Raw genomic sequence first — 18,632 nt, 5'->3', positions numbered from 1 at the left:
AAGGAATTGTTTCAATTGATAAAAAATCTATATGATCGTGTATGAATAGTAATTTTAGTTTAATTTTGAATTTAATTGAATTCAGGTAAAATGCTAGAGATACGAAAAACAAGTGAAAGAGATATAGAATCACTGGTTTATATAAGTTATAAAACGTTTGTTGAAACTTTTGGAAGTTCAAATACTCAAGAAAATATGGATCGTTATTTGGATGAACATGTAAATTCAGATCAATTGAAATCCGAGTTAGCTGATTCCAATTCTGAATTTTATTTTGCCGAAATCGATCAGAATCCTGTAGGTTATTTTAAAATTAATTTTGGAAAAGCTCAAACGGAAATTAAAGAAAATGAGGGAATGGAAATTGAACGGATATATGTTCTTAGGGATTTTCAAAAACAATTTATTGGACAAAAATTATTTAATCAAGCCATTGCCATAGCTAAAAAAAGAAATTGCACTTATGTTTGGTTAGGGGTTTGGGAGGAAAACATTAAGGCCATAAAATTTTATCAGAAAAATGGACTCAAGGTTTTTGATACGCATTTTTTTGTATTAGGAGAAGACAAGCAAACAGATCTTATGATGAAATTGGAATTTTAATATTCGTATTTGATCAATTATCATTTATTTAAAAATATTTTGAATTAAATACGTTGAAGCATATAAAAAAAAAAATACTATTTAAACATTAAATAGTATTTTTTTTAAACTTTTTATTCTAATTACATTGATTTTATAATCTTGTCCATTTTCAATCTGGATTTTGGAGTTTTAGAAGGTTGATTATTGTCATCCGGATTTCTATATCCAATGGCTACAGCAAAAAGGGTTGTATAATCGTTGAGTTTCAATATTTCATTATATTTTTTAGGTTCAATTCCTTCCATAGGAGTACTGTCAATACCTAAGGCGGCACAGGCACTTAAAAAGAATCCTAAGGATAGATATACTTGTTTTTGAAACCAAGATTTTATTTCAAATTCTGATTGCGGTTTCAGTACTTGATTATAGTAAACCATGCTTCCTTCAGGTAAATAGTTTGGCATTTCCTCTTCAAATTTTTTGACATTATCCAGGGCACTAAAAACTATGATATGGCTGCAATCTTTTATTTTTTGTGAATTAAATTCAGAAGCTCCCGCTAATTGATTTTTAATTGACGGATCTGATATAAAATAGAATTTCCAAGGTTGGCTGTCGATGGAAGAGGGACTTAGCCTCAAGATTTCTTTTAATTTTTGAATATTCTCTTCAGATACTTTTTTAGTGGGATCGTATAATTTAGTAGTATACCTGGTTTTTGCTAATTCCAAAAAATCCATATTTTCTATTTTTAAAATTTAAATAATTATTAATTCTGATACTAAGTTATGAAGATATGACGAATTAATAAAATTATAGGGTTAATACTGAGATATTTTTTACTATTTATTTAAAATCTTACAATAACAAAAAATTTTATTTAGCATTATTTTAAATGCTTTTTAAAAAATCGTTCCAATGTATCAAAAGGTATGATTGTTACGTTATCATATAAATCCACATGAACAGCATTTGGAATTAGTAGTAATTCTTTAGGTTCTGAAGCCGATTGATAGGCATCTTCACTGAAATATCGTGAATGTGCATTTTCTCCGGCAATTAATAATATTGGTCGGGGAGATATTTCTTTAATATAGGTTAAGATAGGCATATTCATAAAGGAGAGGGGATTGGTAGCATTCCAAGCTCCCGTTGAATTCAAAGAACGTTCATGAAATCCTCTGGGTGTTCGGTAGTAATCGTAATAATCTTTTACAAATTGCGGTTCATCGCCATTCAATTTTACAGGATTTAATAAGGGGCCTGCGTGAAAAATGCCATCTTCTGCATCCTTCCATCGTTGCTCGCTCAATTGCTTTAAAATGTTGGTTCGTTCTTCTAAAGTCATTTTATCAAAATATCCTTTGGACATCACCCGGGACATATCATACATACTTGTTGTGACAACAGCTTTTACTCTTTTGTCTACCGCCACAGCGTTTAGGGCAAATCCTGCCCATCCGCAAATACCAATAATTCCAATTTTATATTTATCTACATTTTTTTGAGTTCCCAAAAAATCAATGGCTGCACTAAAATCTTCAGTATTAATATCGGGAGATGCTACATTGCGAGGTTCCCCGTCGCTTTCTCCTGTATAAGAAGGATCAAAAGCCAAAGCAATAAAACCTCGTTCTGCCATTTGATTGGCATACAATCCCGAAGCTTGTTCTTTAACTGCTCCAAAAGGTCCACACACAGCAAGTGCGGGTAGGGGTATATTAGTGTGTTTTTTAGGGATATATAAATCTCCGATAAGAGTAATTCCGTAGCGATTTTTAAATGTAACTTTCTGTCTTGTTACCTTATCGCTTAACGTAAATGTGTAATGTTCGGTTTGTTTTGTCTGATTCATTTCTACTTGATGTTTATTTTGCTGACCGGCTGCCCAAATAACTAGGTTCATTGCCAGTAACAGGATTATTTTTTTCATTCGTTGAGGATTAATGGTATTAATAAAATCATTATTTCAAACCTATTAATGATATAAGTGTATGGTTCGAATGATATTTATTTTTTTCAAGTAAAAATATAATGGGATTTCTTTTTTTATTTTGTTGTACGGATCATTTTAGTATTCTGTAAGGCTCAATTCTTTTATTTGCCTTGAAATAAAAAATTCCTAAGAAATCATCAATATGCACGTTTTCTGAAATACGTTCAGCTTGAACTTAAATTTGTAAAGTAACGAAACAAAAGTTAAATAATAATAAAAATCATATTATATCTATATGTATAAATTATGCTTATATTGGATAAAATATAAAAAATTTATTACATTTGTAAATAAAAAAAACATTTAATCATGAAAAAGATCATTATTTCTTGCCTAGTATCAATTGTTCTGGTATCGTGTTCAAATCCATTAAATAAAAAATTTGATCCCAAAACATTTGAAGCTGATTATGAAGCTATTATAAAAAGTAAAAAATTAGATAAAGAAGATGAAGAATTACTTGCAGTTATGGCTTTATATAGTAATAATTCTTCAATTGGTAAAACATACAAGCAAATTTTAAATGAAGGTAGAAAAATGGAAAAAGAAAGACAAGAATTAGCTGAAAAATCTGCTAAAGAAATGGCAGATAAAGAAGATAAGATTAATAAGGCGATAACAATTTCGTTTTATGGTTATTATTTTAAACCCAAAGATGTTGAAAATTTTTTTTCCTCTTATCATGTTTTTAAATATGGTATTCAAAATAAAACAAATAAAGAAATTGTTGGAGTTAAATTTACTTACACAATCTATAATACTTTAGGGGAAATGATTGGTTTATCTAATACGGTTAGTTTGACCGACAAAAGAATACCTCCCAAAGAATCTATCCAAGCTGAAACCGAGATTGCTAAAGGACATAGTGATTACGAAAAAGATATTAATGAGTCCAATTTTCGAAATTTAAAATTTAAAATTACTATAGAAAAAATTGTTTTTGCCGATGGAACTCAAATAGAAAATTAAAGATATATTACCTAAAGTTAAAAGCCTGATAATTAATACTATCAGGCTTTTAATTTTGTATTTTATAATGTTCTTTTATTAGATACATTTATGTAGCTTTGAGCTGTTAAATTTTTAAAGGGGGATTATGAAATTATTTAATTATTATGTTATCAGTTTACTTTTATTCCATTAAAAAAGTACTCTAAAATATATTTCTCAAACTCCATTAAAGTTGGAATTTCCAATATACGAGTAAGCGAAATATTATTTAGATCATTAAGTACTTGATGAATATTTATATCATCTTTATTAAAGTCATATATTTTAGAATTATGGATTTTTTTTGAAATCATTCTTGGTAATCCAAATTCCTCTAATTGAAACACATTCCTTGGTAAAAAAGCATTAGAACACCCATTAACAAAACTAGAAATGTCATAGTTTTTATCTTTTAAAATTTCCTTTTGTAGTATATTAATATCATTAACTAATGAAGCCAACTTATATGTAACATTTCTTTCTAACTTAAAAAAATCATCAACTCCAACTTTTGTTTTATATTTTTTTAATTCGTTTAAAAGCTCTGGGATTGAACTAGACCAATTATTTTTTAGAATTTTAACAAATCCGACAATGATACTATATTTTGCATCCCAACCGGAAGGAACAATTTTTATAATTTTAAATAAAATACTACCCCAATGTTTTGTATTAGAGCTATTTAAAAAACTTAAACCATTCCATTCTTTAGGATTTTCAATCATATCTTTAGCAATCTTTTTAATTAATTCTGAATCACTAGATTGAAATATATTTTCTGATTGTAGTTTTTTATAAACTTCTTTGCCCAAAAGATTAGCCATCTCTTCTTTGTAGCGAATAATTTTTGTAATCTGCTCTTTAGTTAACTCTTTTTCATATTTAATTTCATCAATATCACCCAAAATTTCTTCAGGTAAAGGTATCTCCAATTGAGTTTGATCTGCTGATGGAGGTTGTTCCAAAATATATATTTTTCCGATAAAATGTCTAAACATTCTTCCACCTCTACCCATAATATTTTTATAAGTAAAGTCGTTTATATTTTCTTTCCCATTTTTATTAGACCAAATGATAACATTTTCAGCGGATGTATTAACGCCTTCAATTATTGAGGATGTTGAAAGCAAATTGTCAATAGCTTCATCTTCTTCAAAAAGTTTTATTTGAATTTGACTCAATGATCTATGCAATCTTCCATTATGTATTCCAATACCCTTTTTAACAAGATTTGTTAAATCCCAGTTATTATCATAATTTACACTTAACCAATCAGAAAAACTGTCTAATAATTTTACATTCTTATTATCTAAATTTTCATTTAAAAGAGTTGAGAGCTTATCAATATTTGTATAAGTTCCAGCATAAATCAAAGTTTTAGTATTCTTGCTTTTTATAATCTCTAAAAGCTTTTTATTTTTTAATTCTATATCTCCTTTAAGTTCTTCATATAATTTTTTTTGTTCCAGATATACAGTATTAAAATCTAAAGGATAGAATTCCATATCTTTGGTGAATGGATTGTCTTCTATTTTACTAATATTTGGGGCTAAAAAATACCTTTGTTTTGCTACTTTTCCTAATTTTAGAATAGCCTTTATTAGTGTAGGAGCTCTACTTTTATCGAAATTAGAACTTGCTTTATAAAATTCATCGACAATTAAAATATCCAGATTTTCAATTTTATCAACATAATTTATGGCTCTTTCTTGAGGGAATATAAAAATATTCTTATCTCCAAGTTCAACTTCAGTAGTTGTAATTATTTTGTATTCATTTGCAAATTTTTTAAACAATCTTCTTCTTGTTTCATCAGTGAGCGCAAGTGTTGGTACAATTATTACAACATTACTAGGTTTTTTAATTGAAATAAATGCGTCTATAATAAAACTTTTTCCAAAGCTTGTTGGCGCACTTACGGCAAGATTAGTTCCTGCCAATAGTTTTTTTAATAATGCGGATTGTTCGCGGTGCAGTGTAAGTTCTTCCGCTTCTCCAACATTTACTTTAAATATTTCATAAACAAACTTATCTTGCCAGCTTGATGTTTCAAGGTCTAAATATGGATAAAGCCCAGATTCTCTTATTAAATGATTTATTAAATGTGAATATGGTATTTGTTTTTTTTTATGAAAATCCAACAGTTTAATTAATTCATTTCTTGCTTCAATTTCATTATTTAATATAAGTAAATTATTTATCTTATGACATGTTTCAAATATTTCCATAGTTATTGATTTTTGTAATGTTCTACGTTTTCAACAAACTTATCAATTATTTTATTTTTACAAGGAACCGGTAGAATAATTACATGAAAATGAATAGAATCATATTTATGAATTTTTTCTTTCAGTTTTTTTATTTGTTTAGAGAAATATGATTTTACTCTTTCTAAATGATAGTCATAGAGTTGTTTTTTTAATTCTTCAGAAAGTTCATTAAATTTTTTAGTTATTGTACATTCATATAAAAGCAATATTGGTATATGTAGCTTTGGTTTAAGGTCATCTATTGAAGATTCCTTAGCTAATAGTTTAATAATATTATCATATAAATTTGAATTTTTATTTAAAAATCTATTTAAATCAGGCAAATTAGTTATTATACTGTTTTCCTTCTTTAGTTTTTCAAGCTCAAGTGAATTCTTAATGGATGTTATAATAGTATCTAAACGGTCGTCTTCAATACTATTATAAAATTTTGCTTCTCCCAACCAAAGAGAAAATTCATTATTTCCATCAATTACTATGTGAACACTATCTGAACCTTTAGCATTATCCTGATTATTTTGTTTATAAAATATTTTTGGAACTACTGGAAGTGCTTTATAATAATGTTTCATTATACCATAAAGTATAATTTCAGCTAATTCACTTCCTTGTCCAATTTGATTTTTTTTTGAATCAATTAATCTTAATTTTTTTGCCGATTCAACAAGTGTATTAAATTTTTTATCAATTAAAGATTCTCTTTCATTATATGATAGTGAAGTTTCTGCTATGTTATCCCAAATAAAACTCTGAAATTTAGAGTACCTCCAAATTCCATTCTCAAAATCGTTTGTTAAGCTCAGTATTTTTTCCTTTTTAAAATATCCGACTGTTGTATCATCATCTAAATTATAAAGAAAGTCATCAATTAAGATTTCAAATTCTAACATTTTAATATTATTAATAAAGATTTTTATATATGATGTTCTGCTTATTTTTAATTAATAAAATAAGTTTTAAATTCTCCCTTACTTTCTCTAATGAGTATACATTGTATTCAAAAATATACATCAATAAATTTGTTTGATATTCACATAACAAAAGCTAAAACATTTGTTTTTATACCAAATATTTCACGAAAAGGGTTAATATTTTTATTTTGAAGTAATTTTTTAGATCTGTAATTGTTCAAAATCATAAGGCAAAATCATTAATTTATATTTTAGCTAATTTACAAAAAAACAAATATAAGATAAGCTAAAAAATTATTTGTAAATCAACAGATTGAAAAATTAAATTTCGGGCAGGAAAGAACTTTCTTTGTGGAGAAATGAGTAAGTTCTCAAATATAAGAGCAAAAGCAAAATACACACTATATAGTAATAATATATTGAACAGGAAAATGGTTGCAAAACAAGGGATTAAGACTAGGAGATCAGATAATTATTAAATACAGCCAAAAAAGAATTATTACTAATATATAATATGTAAATATATTATGTTAAATAGAAAAAGAAAAAGTAATGGAAATAGTAAAGAGGTTTAACAATCTTTCTTTTTAAAATATTCTTTTATCTAGATACAAAAGCTTTGTATACTTGAACTCCATATAATTTATTGAAAAAGAATCAAAAATTTTAGTAAATAAAAATTCGCTAGTGCTCAAACATTTATTTTTCTTCATGTATGGAAATCATAGTTTTTCACATACATAAATTCAAAGACATTAAAGACATAAAAATAATATTTCTTTTCACAGATGTTAGAAAAAAAACTAAATAATACAATCACAATCTGCCGATTTAGGATTTTTTTAAATAATTTACAAAATAATATTAAAGCCACAGCTCGAAGCTTTAACAGAGACACAAAATAACATTATAGAAAATGTATGAAAACATTTTTAATTTAGAAATATTTAATTTTCCTATAATTTATATTATGTTAAATAGAATATTTAATACTGTTATTTAAGTGTATCGATTCTATCTCCAATTTTCTTTTTTAAGTTCATACAAATAATTAATATAGGAACTGTTTCCATCGGTAACTATGATTTCTCTAGACGTTTTGATTGCATTTATTTTAGCTATAGCTTTTTGTGATCTAAAGTTAGTAGAACCTATATGAAAATAAATTTTGTCAACATATTGGAAAATATAATCAATCATCAATTTTTTAATTGAAGAATTGATACCTGTTCCCCAGTATTTCACTGCTATAAAAGTATATCCGATTACGATGCTTTTGTCATTTTCCGAATAATCATAAAACCGAGTACTTCCGATTAATTCTCCGGTTGCTTTATCAATAATTTTAAAAGCTCCTTTACTTTCAACTGCTTCTTTAAAAAATACTTTGAATACGTCTTCTTTCCAACGATTATGACAAGGATGTTGTTCCCAGATTTTTTTATCTTTTGCTACCTGATACAAACCCTCAAAATCGTTGATTTCTAAGGGTAATATTTGTATACAATCATTTTCTAAATTGGGTTGAATTGAAAAATTCATTGTATTAATTGTTAAGATTAAGTTTTTTATAAATTTTTTTAGGAATGGCTTTTTTGTTTACTAAAATTGCGGTGGTTTTAAATTGAACGTAATTTTTTGTGACGTATAAATATCCTTGATAATCATTGCTAATTCCCCAAGAATTTTTAACTAAATAATATTCCTTTCCGTTTTGGTCTTTTGCCAAGCCCACTATATGCATGGCATGATCATCTGTTGTAGTTTTATTGTTAAAGGCTTCCTGACGCAATTCTTCAGTTATAACCTTTTCCGGCTTGGGAGAACTGAATAAATTTGCTTTTTCTCCGGAAGAAATGGAATAAATATTCGTGTCGGGAACATAAGCGATACCATTTTTCCAACTGAAATACGGCTCGCTAACATCGCTGGCCCATCCAATCGTATATCCCGTTGATAAAGCATGATCTATAATTTCAGTCAATTCCTTCATGGGAACATTGTACATTTTGTCTCCACTCCAATTATCAGGTAATGGCGGATAAAATAGTGTATAATATTCGTAATCTTTAAAAGATGAAATTTCTATATAATCCTTTGGATCTAAATCAACAATTTCTTCTGCAAATGTTTTAGGTGTATATTCTTTACCCTTATAAATAAATGTTTCAGGAACTTTTCCAATGTATTTATCTAAAATAGATGAAAAATTTTGTATCCATTGGGTATTAATAGGTGCTTTTTGAGATTTTACCGTATCTAGATACTCTTTAAGTTCTTGCTGCATTTTACTGAAATTATTCTTTATTGCACCATTAATTAGTCCGGTATACGCTTCCTGAGGAACCATACCATATTTTTTATACATATTAATAACATCGTGTAAAGAACCACCATCACCATAATTAACGTAACCGTCCATTAAAATATAATTTTTGGCTTTATCCTCGTAAGTTTTTCTGGCAGTGTATATTTCTGCTATATCTAATACCCGATGATGTTTTTTATATATTTCAGATTCTAAAAACGAATTTCCTGCATAACTCCAGCAAGTCCCAGAAGATCCTTGATTTTTTACGGAAGTATTATCCAGTTGTTTTATGATGGTAAAACGAAAATCGGTATGGGTTGACTTATTATCTTTAATTTTATTGATTAAATCATCTTGAGCATAACTTATTGAAGGTAAGATCCATAATGCCATTACAAAAAAGATGGTTTTCTTCATAATTTGATAATTATTTTTTATCGTTTGCTTTCTTTTTCTTTTTGTTAAAGTAATCGTATGCAAAATATCCTCCTAACAATAAGATAAATACAGGTATATAATTAGTTTTATCTTTAAGCGGAACATTTGTGTTAACGGTACGAAACATTCTATCCCATCTTATTTTAAATTTGGCAGGATGCCCGAAAGGATCATTTTCGAATAAACCTTGAATGCTTAACCAGGTAAAAATAGGAGTTCCTATAATGTGATCTTCCGGTACATATCCGAAATAACGGCTGTCTAAAGAATTATCTCGGTTGTCCCCCATCATCCAATAATAATTTTGTTGGATGGTATAGGTGTTAGTTTCCTTACCGTTTATGTAAAATTTGCCTTCCTTTTCCTTCAAATCATTATATTCATAATTTTTAATGATTCTTCTATATTGATCTATATTTTGACGGGTCAACGTAATAATATCCCCTTTTTTAGGTATCATGAGAGGTCCATATTGAGAGCCGTTCCAACCACTATGAAGGGGAAAAATGGAATTAGTTGTATCAATTTTTGTTTTTGCTATATCTCTATAATGGATGCCCTCCTCTCCTTTATTTGCATATAAAATCTGAATAGAGTCTACCGTATCAAAATTTTTTATTTTGTTTGCATTTTCTTGGGTAAGCCCTTTGAAATAATAAATAGTATTACCCTGTTCGTTCATTCCTTCTTGATATGTGGCGTATCCCAATAGATCTTCAATTTTTCTTTGACTGATTCCGGCTTGGGTTGTATATACTAAATAGTCTCTTTGTTGTTCTTCATCTTTTTTTATTTCTTCGGGTTTTCCATTGATAAATAAATTTCCATCAATCAATTGAATTTTATCTCCCGGTAAACCCACGCAGCGCTTAACATAAGGATCTTTCCTATCGATGGCAGTATGCAAAGAATCTGTAGGATAATTAAAAACAACAATATCATATCTGTTAACCTTAGTCCAACCGGGAAGTCTCATATACGGCAAACGAATTTTATCAACATAAGAATTTATTTGATTTTGAGGTTGTTGATTGTTTCCCAACGGAATTTTATTTTGTAAAAAAGGCAACGCTACCGGAGTCATCGGAATTCTTATTCCATAATTCAACTTACTGACAAAAAGGAAATCTCCTACCAGCAAGGTTCTTTCCATTGAAGCTGTTGGAATGGTAAACGGTTGAATGACAAATGCATGGATGACTGTGGCAAATATAACGGCAAACAATACGGCAGATATAAATGTTTCTTTTCGTTCTTGTTTACCACTGTATTGTGTTTCAGGTGAATAGTTTATATATGCTAAAAAAATAAATGAGAAGAATAAAACTAAAACGGCATCTAAATACGAACGACGATTGTAATGTCTTATAAAATCTACTAATATAATGGCTCCCATAATTGGACCGACAATCGGGATAAATACTATAACAAACCACCACCAAGGTCGATGAATAATTTTTAAAGTAACTAAAATATTATAAAAAGGAACTAAGGATTCCCATGCTTTTCTACCTGCTTTTTGAAATAATTTCCAAGCAGTCAGGAAATAAAATATATTTGAAAGTAAAGCGAATAGTAAATAATATGTTAAATAATGCATGAGATAATCTTTAAATCTTTTTAATATTTAGTTATTTAGTAGCCTAAAATAAAATAGTTTTTATCTAAAAGCCTAATACATCTTTCATGGTGAATACCCCTTTTTTTCCGATAAGCCATTGGGCTGCGATTAATGCTCCCATAGCAAATCCTTTTCTAGAATGTGCTACATGTTTCAGTTCAATATCGTCTATAGGCGAATTATAAATTACAGTATGTGTTCCGGGAACATCATGAACTCTCTTAGCTTCGATTCCCAATAAATTATTATTGGTTTTATAGGATAAATTCCATCCGTCAAAACCATAAATCGGTATGATTTCATCGGCAAGCGTTATGGCAGTACCACTGGGTGCATCTTTTTTTTCTGTATGATGAATTTCTTCAATGTGAACCGTATATTCTTGGTACTTCTGCATTATTTCAGCCGCTCTTTTATTTATTTCGAAAAATAAATTAACGCCTAAACTATAATTGGAAGAATATATAAATCCCCCGTTATGCTTTGTGCAATATTCTTTTACTTGAGGAAGCTTATCTAACCAGGCAGTTGTTCCACAAACAACAGGTATACCCAATTCTAAACAAGCAATTACATTTTCATAAGCAGTAGAAGGAGTTGAAAATTCAATAGCTACATCCGCACCATTTAAATTTTTTTGAGTTGGTTTTTCTTCTAATCGGGCTACAATTTCGTGATTATGATTTTTAGCTATTTCTTCAATGGCCTTACCCATTTTACCATAACCTACTAAAGCTATTTTCATAAGAATATATATTATTTTTTATAAACATTAATCATTTTAAAAAGACAAGCAAAATGAAAGTCCTACTTTTTGATTAGTAAACCAGGTATCGGCGTCTTCCATAATAACGGGTCGTACGGCAAGATCTTTATCTTTGTCGAATATTGAAAGATGAGCATCAACAGTGGCATCAACAATATTTAAAAGATAAGCCAAAGAAGTCAGCACAATCGCATAATCTCTGTTTCTCCTTTCCGAATCTTGAGCGTTAGCTAAAACTTTAGGACTAATCCCAGCTACATCTGAAAATCGATGCTTTTGTCCGCTAAGTTCCGCTAAATAGGCTTTGTGATATTTATTATATCGATTGTCGTAATATTTTATAAAACCAATCCCCGCACCAATAACCCTAGCACAATAGGAGCTTTAATATATTTTTTATTGTACAATTGTCCTAAACCGGGAAGTATGGCAGAGTATAAAGAAGCTTTCAGAGGGCTTCTTAACATCGTTTGAGTTAGAGAATCTGTATGATTAATATTGCGCATTATAACGCCATCATCACTAATGGTGGCATGGTTTGTTTCTTGATTTTGCGCTAAAATAAAACAAGTAAGAAATAATGAAAGTATAACCAATATTTTCTTTTGTATCATTCTAATAATTTCTGAATTCTTTCAAATTCTTCCGTGGAATCAAAATTAATGATAATTTTTCCTTTTCCTTTTTCTGTAGCCTTTATTTCAATAGTCGTTTCGAAATAATCCTCAAAATTTTTCAAACCCTTTTTTAAATGATTGGGTAATTCTTTTTCTTTGGAAACTTTTTTACTTTTAGGATTTTTAAAGGTTCGAATGAAACTTTCGGTTTGTCTTACGGATAATTGTTCTCGTACAATTTTTTCATAAACAAATAATTGTTTCTCTTGCTCTTCCAAGGATATGAGCGCCCTTCCATGTCCCATGGAAATTATCCCGTCTCGGATTCCCGTTTGGATAATCGGAGAAAGTTTTAAAAGTCTTAAATAATTGGTTATGGTGCTTCTGTCCTTCCCTACTCTGTTACTCAAGTTTTCTTGAGTTATATTGATTTCTTCAATTAATTTTTCAAAGCTTAAGGCAATTTCGATAGGATCCAGATCTTTTCGTTGAATATTTTCAACTAAAGCCATTTCTAAAAGTTCCTGATCGTTAGCTAATCGAACAAATGCAGGTAATTTTTTTAAACCGGCCTGTTTGGAAGCGCGATATCTCCTTTCACCCGAAATTAAATCGAATTTGTCTCCATTTTTACGAACAGTTATTGGTTGTATTAATCCTAACTGTTTAATAGAAATGGATAATTCATCTAATGCTTTTTGATCAAAATTAGTTCTGGGTTGATTGGGATTGGTTATAATATCATCAAGTGAAATCTCCAAAATGTTACCTACTAATTCTTCTGCTCCTTTTTCTTCGGCAGAATTAACTTTTTTAGAATTCTCACTTAAGATTGCGGATAGACCTCTACCCATAGCTCTTTTTTTGTCTATAGCCATAATTTATTTAACTTCAGCCTTGTTTTTATTTAATACTTCTTCAGCAAGTAAGATATAATTTATAGCACCTTTGCTTTCTGCGTCATATTTTAGTATGGATTCGCCAAAACTCGGAGCTTCACTTAATCGCACATTTCTTTGTATGAGACTGTCAAACACCATATCCGGAAAATGAGTTTTGACTTCTTCTACCACTTGGTTCGATAAACGTAAACGGGCATCATACATAGTTAATAATAACCCTTCAATAGTTAGATCCGGATTGTGCAGTTTTTGCACGCTGTTTATCGTATTAAGGAGTTTTCCTAAACCTTCTAAGGCGAAATATTCACATTGGATGGGAATTATTACAGAATCGGCAGCAGTTAAAGCATTTAAAGTAATTAATCCTAATGACGGGGCACAATCAATGATTATGAAGTCATATTCATCTTTTATATCTTTTAAAGCTTCCTTTAACATGTATTCTCTATTGACCTTGTCAACCAATTCAATTTCAGCAGCAACAAGATCTATATGAGCCGGTATTAATTCCACATTTGGGGAGGTAGAGGGTTGTATGGCATCTTTGGCAGAAGCACTGTGTTCCAACACTTCATAGGTACCATATTCTACTTCTTCGATATTAATACCTAATCCGGAACTGGCATTTGCCTGAGGGTCTGCATCGATGAGTAAAACTTTTTTTTCAAGCACCCCTATGGCCGCAGCCAAATTAACGGCTGTAGTGGTCTTTCCAACTCCTCCTTTTTGATTAGCTATAGCAATAATTTTTCCCATCAGTATAATAAAATTTCAAGCTGTAAAAATACAATTTTTAAACGGTATATTCAGAAAAAATTATCAACATTAGAGGGATTTATAGCAGGTTATCGACTATTTTTTTGGTATTATTATGCTGTTTTTTCTCCCTAACTTAATTATTTTACTTTGAACTTTATTTTAATTTTATTTGGTTTTAAACATTCATCGCAAAAGTAATACAAGTTAAAAAGGTTGCCTTTTGTTATATATTAAAAAATAGTTTAAAATGTATAACTTTAAATTAAACCTTTTAAAATATTCCTTGTCAATATAGTTGTAAATCTAAAGTTATATGAAAAAAATAATTTTTGTAGGAGCATTAGTATTATCCTCTACTTTTGCTTTTACACAATCCAAATGTGAGGATCTTAAGGATCATGATAAAAAAGAAGAAAAAGTGAAAGAGATGAGGGATAGGATGGCTAAAGAACTTAATTTAACGGAAGATCAAATTAAAAAGATTAATTTAATTGAGGATAAATATAAAAGCCGTGAGGATGAGTTAAGGAAAAAATCAGAAGAATTGCGTCAACAAATCCATCAATTAAAGGAAGATAAAAAATCTGAAATAAATAAAGTTTTTACTGAAGAACAAAGACAAAAGCTCAAGAAAATTAAAGAGGATATGCATAATAAAAAGCATTTACATAAACAGGGTAAAAAATTTCGTTCCTAGAGAAAAATAGTTTTTTATACAATTCTTTTTTCATTTAAAAAGAGCTTCTACTAATAGAAGCTCTTTTTAATTTTATAATATATATATTATTATCAAATATATTATTATTAAAAAGTTAAGAAAAATTTTGCATGTCAATTAATTTTTTATAAATACCATTTTTCTCCAATAATTCTGCATGAGTTCCTTGTTCCATTATTTTTCCTTTATCCATCACCACAATCATATCTGCATTTACAATAGTAGATAATCTATGAGCAATAACCAGGGATGTTCTGTTAGACATAAGATTATCTAAAGCATCTTGTACCAATCGTTCACTCTGAGTATCTAAGGCAGAGGTTGCTTCATCTAAAATCATAATAGGTGGATTTTTCAATATAGCTCTGGCAATAGCAATTCTTTGTTTTTGTCCACCCGATAATTTTCCGCCTCCTTCACCAATGGTTGTTTCGAAACCTTCCGGCATTTGCTCAATGAATTCCAGTGCATTGGCAACTTTAGCAGCTTCTATAACTTCATGCATGGATGCATTTGGATTGCTTAATTTAATATTATTGGCAATGGTATCATTGAATAATATGGATTCTTGGGTAACCATGCCCAATAATTTACGGTAAACTTTTAAATTTAAATCTCTTAAATCATGACCATCCACATAAATCACGCCGCTGTCTACGTCATAAAATCGTGCAATTAAATTGGCTAAAGTAGTTTTACCGCTACCGCTCTGTCCCACTACTGCTATTGTTTTGCCTTTAGGTATAAATAAATTTACATCTTGAAGAATGGGATGTCCGTCAACATATTGGAAATTAATATTTTTCAGTTGAATTCCTTCTTTTATTTCGGATAATTCTATGGCATGTTCCGGTTCGTAAATCTGTATGCTGGTTTCTAATGTTTCCACCAAGCGATCTGTAGAGGCCGTACCTTTATGTAAATTCGTGATGGAAGTTGATAAGGTTTTGGCCGGTTCCAATAATTGAAAAAATAGAGCTATATAGACTAAAAAGGAAGGAAGATTTAAACCTTCACCGTCTAAAATAAGAACTCCGCCGTACCAGGTTATAAAAATCATGGCAACAGAACCTAAAAATTCAGAAGAAGGCGAAGCAAGTTCATATTTTTTCATCATATTTATGGATAGCCTTCTGAGATTAAGAACGCTATTCATAAATCTGTTTTTCATAGATTCTTCGGCATTGAAAATTTTGATTATTTTAGTTCCGTTTAGCGTTTCATCAATTACTGAAAGTACATTACCCGATTCGGCTAATCCCTTTTTAGCATCTTTTTTCAAACTTTTTCCAATTGCGGAAATAATCCACGCCATAAAAGGCAGAACAATAAATGCTATTAAAGTTAACGAAGGGCTGATGGTAATCAAAGCGATAAGAGTAAAAAGAATGGAAAAAGGCGTTCTCCAAAGCTCTAAAATAGAAGTTAAAATATTGCCTTCCACCTCTCCTACATCTCCGGAAAGTCGTATCATTATATCCCCTTTTTTTCGATCAGTGAAATAAGAAACCGGAAGCGTAAGGATTTTATCATACATAGCAACCCGCAAATCTTTGGAAACTCCGCTTCGTAACAGTACAATAAAATATTGAGCTAAATATCTGAAAATATTTCTAAATAAAAATAAAACTATAACAGTAACACAAAGATAAGCTAAAATCGTTTTAGGATTGGTTCCTTCAAGGGAATGATCTAAAAATACATAAAATTTATATTTCAGCTCAGCCATCATACCCGTTGAGGCTTGCATTTCTTTTTTTGTTTGTTCAATTAAAATTTGATTTTTTCCTCCTAAAAGCATTTCCAAAATGGGCATAATGGAAAAAACGGAAACTATTGAAAATAAAGAATATAGAACGTTAAATAGAATTCCTAATATAAATTCTTTTCTGTAGGGAGAGGCAAATTTTTTTAGTATTTTTTTTAATGATTTCATGCTACCTTGAGATTAATACAAAGGTAAACAAAAATTCGATTCTTTTTTGTCAAAAAGTAGCTTGTATTCCAATATGAATTTTAGAATCTGAAAAATTTACAGGTTCAGAATCGTATTTACCAACGGCATAGTTCAATGAAAAAATCCCGAAACGCGTTAAAAAGCTAATTCCTACTCCGGTTCCCAATAAAAAGGGTCTTGTATTTTGATTTTTATTCTCAATCCATGCAACATCTGTAAATAAACTTAAATACAGTTCTTCAAACGGAACGTATCTGTATTCTAAACTTCCGATGATATACGCATTGGCATAAATGGATTGTTCATTGAAACCGCGAATAGTTTTCAAACCACCGATTTTAAATAATTCATTTACTGTCAACGTATCCGAAAGTAAGGTTGAAGCATTTATTTTCGGTTTTAGATAATGAGAAGCAGATAATTTTATTAATTTTTCAATGGAAGCACTTACATTATACTCAGTTAAATTTTTTCGATCTTCCGGTATATTCCTATATGCAATTCCTTTTATGGAATATAAATTTTTAGGACCTAAAATTTCGTTTTCATTTCTTTCTTTGTATTGATAACTTATGCCTAATCCTGTTTTGGAAAAGTTGTTATTATTATCTAATTCCGATACATATCGTGAGTTTTCATATAACCCTTCTATACCTAACCGTTGATTTACGGTATATTGATAATATATATGTTCATTCAGTCGAATGGTTGCATACGTGCTGTCTTGTTTAAGTATAGTTAACGATGTTTCCGATCCGAATTTAGATTTAAAAAGATAGGGTACGTTGACTTGAACTTCAAAGTTTTGAGATTTATCCGGTGTGGATAACCAATTTAAGTTAATGGTTTCAAATGAATTCAATACATTACCTAAAGATAGTTGCAGTTGACCGTTGACTTTGAATTTACCTTTTTCGTCATTTCCAAAGCCTACCATGCCATCCAATGAACTGGCTTTTCTTTTTTTCAAATATAAATAAATCTTGGTAGAATCGGGGGTGAATAATACTTGCGGATTTTTTTCTTCTGCTATAAATGCTGTTCCTTGTAACATAGCTGAAATTTCTTTAAGTCGCTCGTCTGAGTAGGTTTTACCAAGAAATTCATATTCTAATTCTTTTATTATTCCGCGAGGGATTTTGGTATATCCGTTTAAAACAAATGAATTGATGAGTCTTTTTTGATGAAGTTCAACATGTATGGATGCTTCTAATGGTTCATTTGCAAGGGATAATTTTGTGTGGACTTGGTTAAATGCATAGCCTTTTTTTATATAATAATAATGAATTACTCCTGCTAAAGAATCAATATTATCTGTTTGAAAATGATTTTTGTTAGAAATTGCCACTTGTGAAAGAGAGTCTAATTGTACCCATACTTTTTTGTAAAATTTTCCTCTGTTAATATAAACTAAGGTTTCTTTTTTATCTTTTTTTAAAGAATCCAGTTTTAGGGTATAAAAACCTAGATGTACTAAAGAATCTAAAATTGAACCTACTTTATTTTCAGAATAGGTTTTTGAAAACCAAAGTTTTTGATTATTATATATCTGGATGAAATTTTTTTCTACTTGGCCATGAAGCAAAATGGGAAAAATAATTATATAAATATAGAGCAGCTTAAATTTCATGAGTTATACTAACAAAAAAGCTCAATGGTAAGGTACAAATTTAAAACTAAATTATTTTATATTTTTATTTAATAAAATTCTTTAGTTTTTTGTAGGCATCAATGTAAATGATGCTATTAATGGGAAAATTACAGATATTTTAGTTTAATCGTCTTATAATG

General features: G+C 29.3%; 15 protein-coding genes and 1 pseudogene. 3 read left to right on the top strand and 13 right to left on the bottom strand.

Annotated features, from left to right (window positions below):
* The first annotated feature begins 90 nt into the window (after positions 1 to 90).
* Positions 91 to 603, top strand: coding sequence for a GNAT family N-acetyltransferase (locus G8C43_RS02015; protein WP_166003765.1), 513 nt, complete (start codon positions 91 to 93; stop codon positions 601 to 603).
* 122 nt (positions 604 to 725) lie between these two features.
* Here G8C43_RS02015 and G8C43_RS02010 read toward each other — a convergent pair whose 3' ends face one another.
* A complete protein-coding gene (locus G8C43_RS02010) occupies positions 726 to 1,325 on the bottom strand; it encodes a nitroreductase family protein (protein ID WP_166003762.1) in 600 nt (199 codons plus the stop codon).
* Positions 1,326 to 1,471: 146 nt separating this feature from the next.
* The gene (locus G8C43_RS02005) at positions 1,472 to 2,518 is read right to left on the bottom strand and encodes an alpha/beta hydrolase (RefSeq protein ID WP_166003761.1); all 1,047 of its coding nucleotides are present in this window, start codon (positions 2,516 to 2,518) and stop codon (positions 1,472 to 1,474) included.
* A gap of 372 nt (positions 2,519 to 2,890) precedes the next feature.
* Between G8C43_RS02005 and G8C43_RS02000 the strand changes: the two genes are divergently transcribed.
* Positions 2,891 to 3,550 (top strand): hypothetical protein, encoded by a 660-nt coding sequence (locus G8C43_RS02000; protein WP_166003760.1) that lies wholly within the window; start codon positions 2,891 to 2,893, stop codon positions 3,548 to 3,550.
* Positions 3,551 to 3,702: 152 nt separating this feature from the next.
* Here the strand turns inward: G8C43_RS02000 and G8C43_RS01995 are convergent, their stop codons facing one another.
* The 9 genes and pseudogenes from G8C43_RS01995 to G8C43_RS01950 all read right to left on the bottom strand — a co-directional run bounded on the left by G8C43_RS01995 (position 3,703) and on the right by G8C43_RS01950 (position 14,163).
* A complete protein-coding gene (locus G8C43_RS01995; RefSeq protein ID WP_166003759.1) occupies positions 3,703 to 5,799 on the bottom strand; it encodes a DEAD/DEAH box helicase in 2,097 nt (698 codons plus the stop codon).
* Between the two features lie 2 nt (positions 5,800 to 5,801).
* Positions 5,802 to 6,731, bottom strand: coding sequence for a DUF1837 domain-containing protein (locus tag G8C43_RS01990; protein WP_221411573.1), 930 nt, complete (start codon positions 6,729 to 6,731; stop codon positions 5,802 to 5,804).
* Between the two features lie 1,035 nt (positions 6,732 to 7,766).
* Positions 7,767 to 8,294, bottom strand: coding sequence for a GNAT family N-acetyltransferase (locus G8C43_RS01985; RefSeq protein WP_166003758.1), 528 nt, complete (start codon positions 8,292 to 8,294; stop codon positions 7,767 to 7,769).
* Between the two features lie 4 nt (positions 8,295 to 8,298).
* Positions 8,299 to 9,480: an aminopeptidase C gene (locus G8C43_RS01980; RefSeq protein ID WP_166003757.1), complete on the bottom strand. Its 1,182-nt coding sequence runs from the start codon at positions 9,478 to 9,480 to the stop codon at positions 8,299 to 8,301.
* A gap of 10 nt (positions 9,481 to 9,490) precedes the next feature.
* Positions 9,491 to 11,101 carry a signal peptidase I gene (gene lepB / locus G8C43_RS01975; RefSeq protein ID WP_166003756.1) on the bottom strand — a complete coding sequence of 537 codons (1,611 nt, stop codon included), beginning with the start codon at positions 11,099 to 11,101 and terminating at the stop codon, positions 9,491 to 9,493.
* Between the two features lie 64 nt (positions 11,102 to 11,165).
* Positions 11,166 to 11,867 (bottom strand): 4-hydroxy-tetrahydrodipicolinate reductase, encoded by a 702-nt coding sequence (dapB, locus tag G8C43_RS01970; protein WP_166003755.1) that lies wholly within the window; start codon positions 11,865 to 11,867, stop codon positions 11,166 to 11,168.
* Positions 11,868 to 11,903: 36 nt separating this feature from the next.
* Positions 11,904 to 12,355 (bottom strand): annotated as a pseudogene (locus tag G8C43_RS09930) (DUF5683 domain-containing protein).
* Between the two features lie 143 nt (positions 12,356 to 12,498).
* Positions 12,499 to 13,383 (bottom strand): ParB/RepB/Spo0J family partition protein, encoded by an 885-nt coding sequence (locus G8C43_RS01955; protein ID WP_105297598.1) that lies wholly within the window; start codon positions 13,381 to 13,383, stop codon positions 12,499 to 12,501.
* Positions 13,384 to 13,386: 3 nt separating this feature from the next.
* Positions 13,387 to 14,163 carry a ParA family protein gene (locus G8C43_RS01950; protein ID WP_160542095.1) on the bottom strand — a complete coding sequence of 259 codons (777 nt, stop codon included), beginning with the start codon at positions 14,161 to 14,163 and terminating at the stop codon, positions 13,387 to 13,389.
* A 316-nt stretch (positions 14,164 to 14,479) separates the two neighbouring features.
* Here G8C43_RS01950 and G8C43_RS01945 point away from each other — a divergent pair, with 316 nt between their 5' ends.
* Entirely contained in the window at positions 14,480 to 14,863 is a 384-nt protein-coding gene (locus tag G8C43_RS01945) for a Spy/CpxP family protein refolding chaperone (protein WP_166003749.1), read from the top strand.
* Between the two features lie 115 nt (positions 14,864 to 14,978).
* Here the strand turns inward: G8C43_RS01945 and G8C43_RS01940 are convergent, their stop codons facing one another.
* Positions 14,979 to 16,820: an ABC transporter ATP-binding protein gene (locus G8C43_RS01940; protein ID WP_160542097.1), complete on the bottom strand. Its 1,842-nt coding sequence runs from the start codon at positions 16,818 to 16,820 to the stop codon at positions 14,979 to 14,981.
* 49 nt (positions 16,821 to 16,869) lie between these two features.
* Positions 16,870 to 18,471 carry a BamA/TamA family outer membrane protein gene (locus G8C43_RS01935; RefSeq protein ID WP_166003746.1) on the bottom strand — a complete coding sequence of 534 codons (1,602 nt, stop codon included), beginning with the start codon at positions 18,469 to 18,471 and terminating at the stop codon, positions 16,870 to 16,872.
* Between the last annotated feature and the right edge of the window lie 161 nt (positions 18,472 to 18,632).

It is taken from the genome of Apibacter sp. B2966 (assembly GCF_011082485.1).
In the GTDB taxonomy this organism is placed as follows: Bacteria; Bacteroidota; Bacteroidia; order Flavobacteriales; family Weeksellaceae; genus Apibacter.
Note: the sequence above shows the minus strand (reverse complement) of the source record. Positions and strands in the feature narration are given on the sequence as shown.

Excerpts from the sequence above, each read along its gene's own strand:
- G8C43_RS02015 (WP_166003765.1), top strand. The coding sequence starts at position 91 with ATGCTAGAGATACGAAAAACAAGTGAAAGAGATATAGAATCACTGGTT.
- G8C43_RS02010 (WP_166003762.1), bottom strand. The coding sequence starts at position 1,325 with ATGGATTTTTTGGAATTAGCAAAAACCAGGTATACTACTAAATTATAC.
- G8C43_RS02005 (WP_166003761.1), bottom strand. The coding sequence starts at position 2,518 with ATGAAAAAAATAATCCTGTTACTGGCAATGAACCTAGTTATTTGGGCA.
- G8C43_RS02000 (WP_166003760.1), top strand. The coding sequence starts at position 2,891 with ATGAAAAAGATCATTATTTCTTGCCTAGTATCAATTGTTCTGGTATCG.
- G8C43_RS01995 (WP_166003759.1), bottom strand. The coding sequence starts at position 5,799 with ATGGAAATATTTGAAACATGTCATAAGATAAATAATTTACTTATATTA.
- G8C43_RS01990 (WP_221411573.1), bottom strand. The coding sequence starts at position 6,731 with ATGTTAGAATTTGAAATCTTAATTGATGACTTTCTTTATAATTTAGAT.
- G8C43_RS01985 (WP_166003758.1), bottom strand. The coding sequence starts at position 8,294 with ATGAATTTTTCAATTCAACCCAATTTAGAAAATGATTGTATACAAATA.
- G8C43_RS01980 (WP_166003757.1), bottom strand. The coding sequence starts at position 9,480 with ATGAAGAAAACCATCTTTTTTGTAATGGCATTATGGATCTTACCTTCA.
- lepB (WP_166003756.1), bottom strand. The coding sequence starts at position 11,101 with ATGCATTATTTAACATATTATTTACTATTCGCTTTACTTTCAAATATA.
- dapB (WP_166003755.1), bottom strand. The coding sequence starts at position 11,867 with ATGAAAATAGCTTTAGTAGGTTATGGTAAAATGGGTAAGGCCATTGAA.
- G8C43_RS01955 (WP_105297598.1), bottom strand. The coding sequence starts at position 13,383 with ATGGCTATAGACAAAAAAAGAGCTATGGGTAGAGGTCTATCCGCAATC.
- G8C43_RS01950 (WP_160542095.1), bottom strand. The coding sequence starts at position 14,163 with ATGGGAAAAATTATTGCTATAGCTAATCAAAAAGGAGGAGTTGGAAAG.
- G8C43_RS01945 (WP_166003749.1), top strand. The coding sequence starts at position 14,480 with ATGAAAAAAATAATTTTTGTAGGAGCATTAGTATTATCCTCTACTTTT.
- G8C43_RS01940 (WP_160542097.1), bottom strand. The coding sequence starts at position 16,820 with ATGAAATCATTAAAAAAAATACTAAAAAAATTTGCCTCTCCCTACAGA.
- G8C43_RS01935 (WP_166003746.1), bottom strand. The coding sequence starts at position 18,471 with ATGAAATTTAAGCTGCTCTATATTTATATAATTATTTTTCCCATTTTG.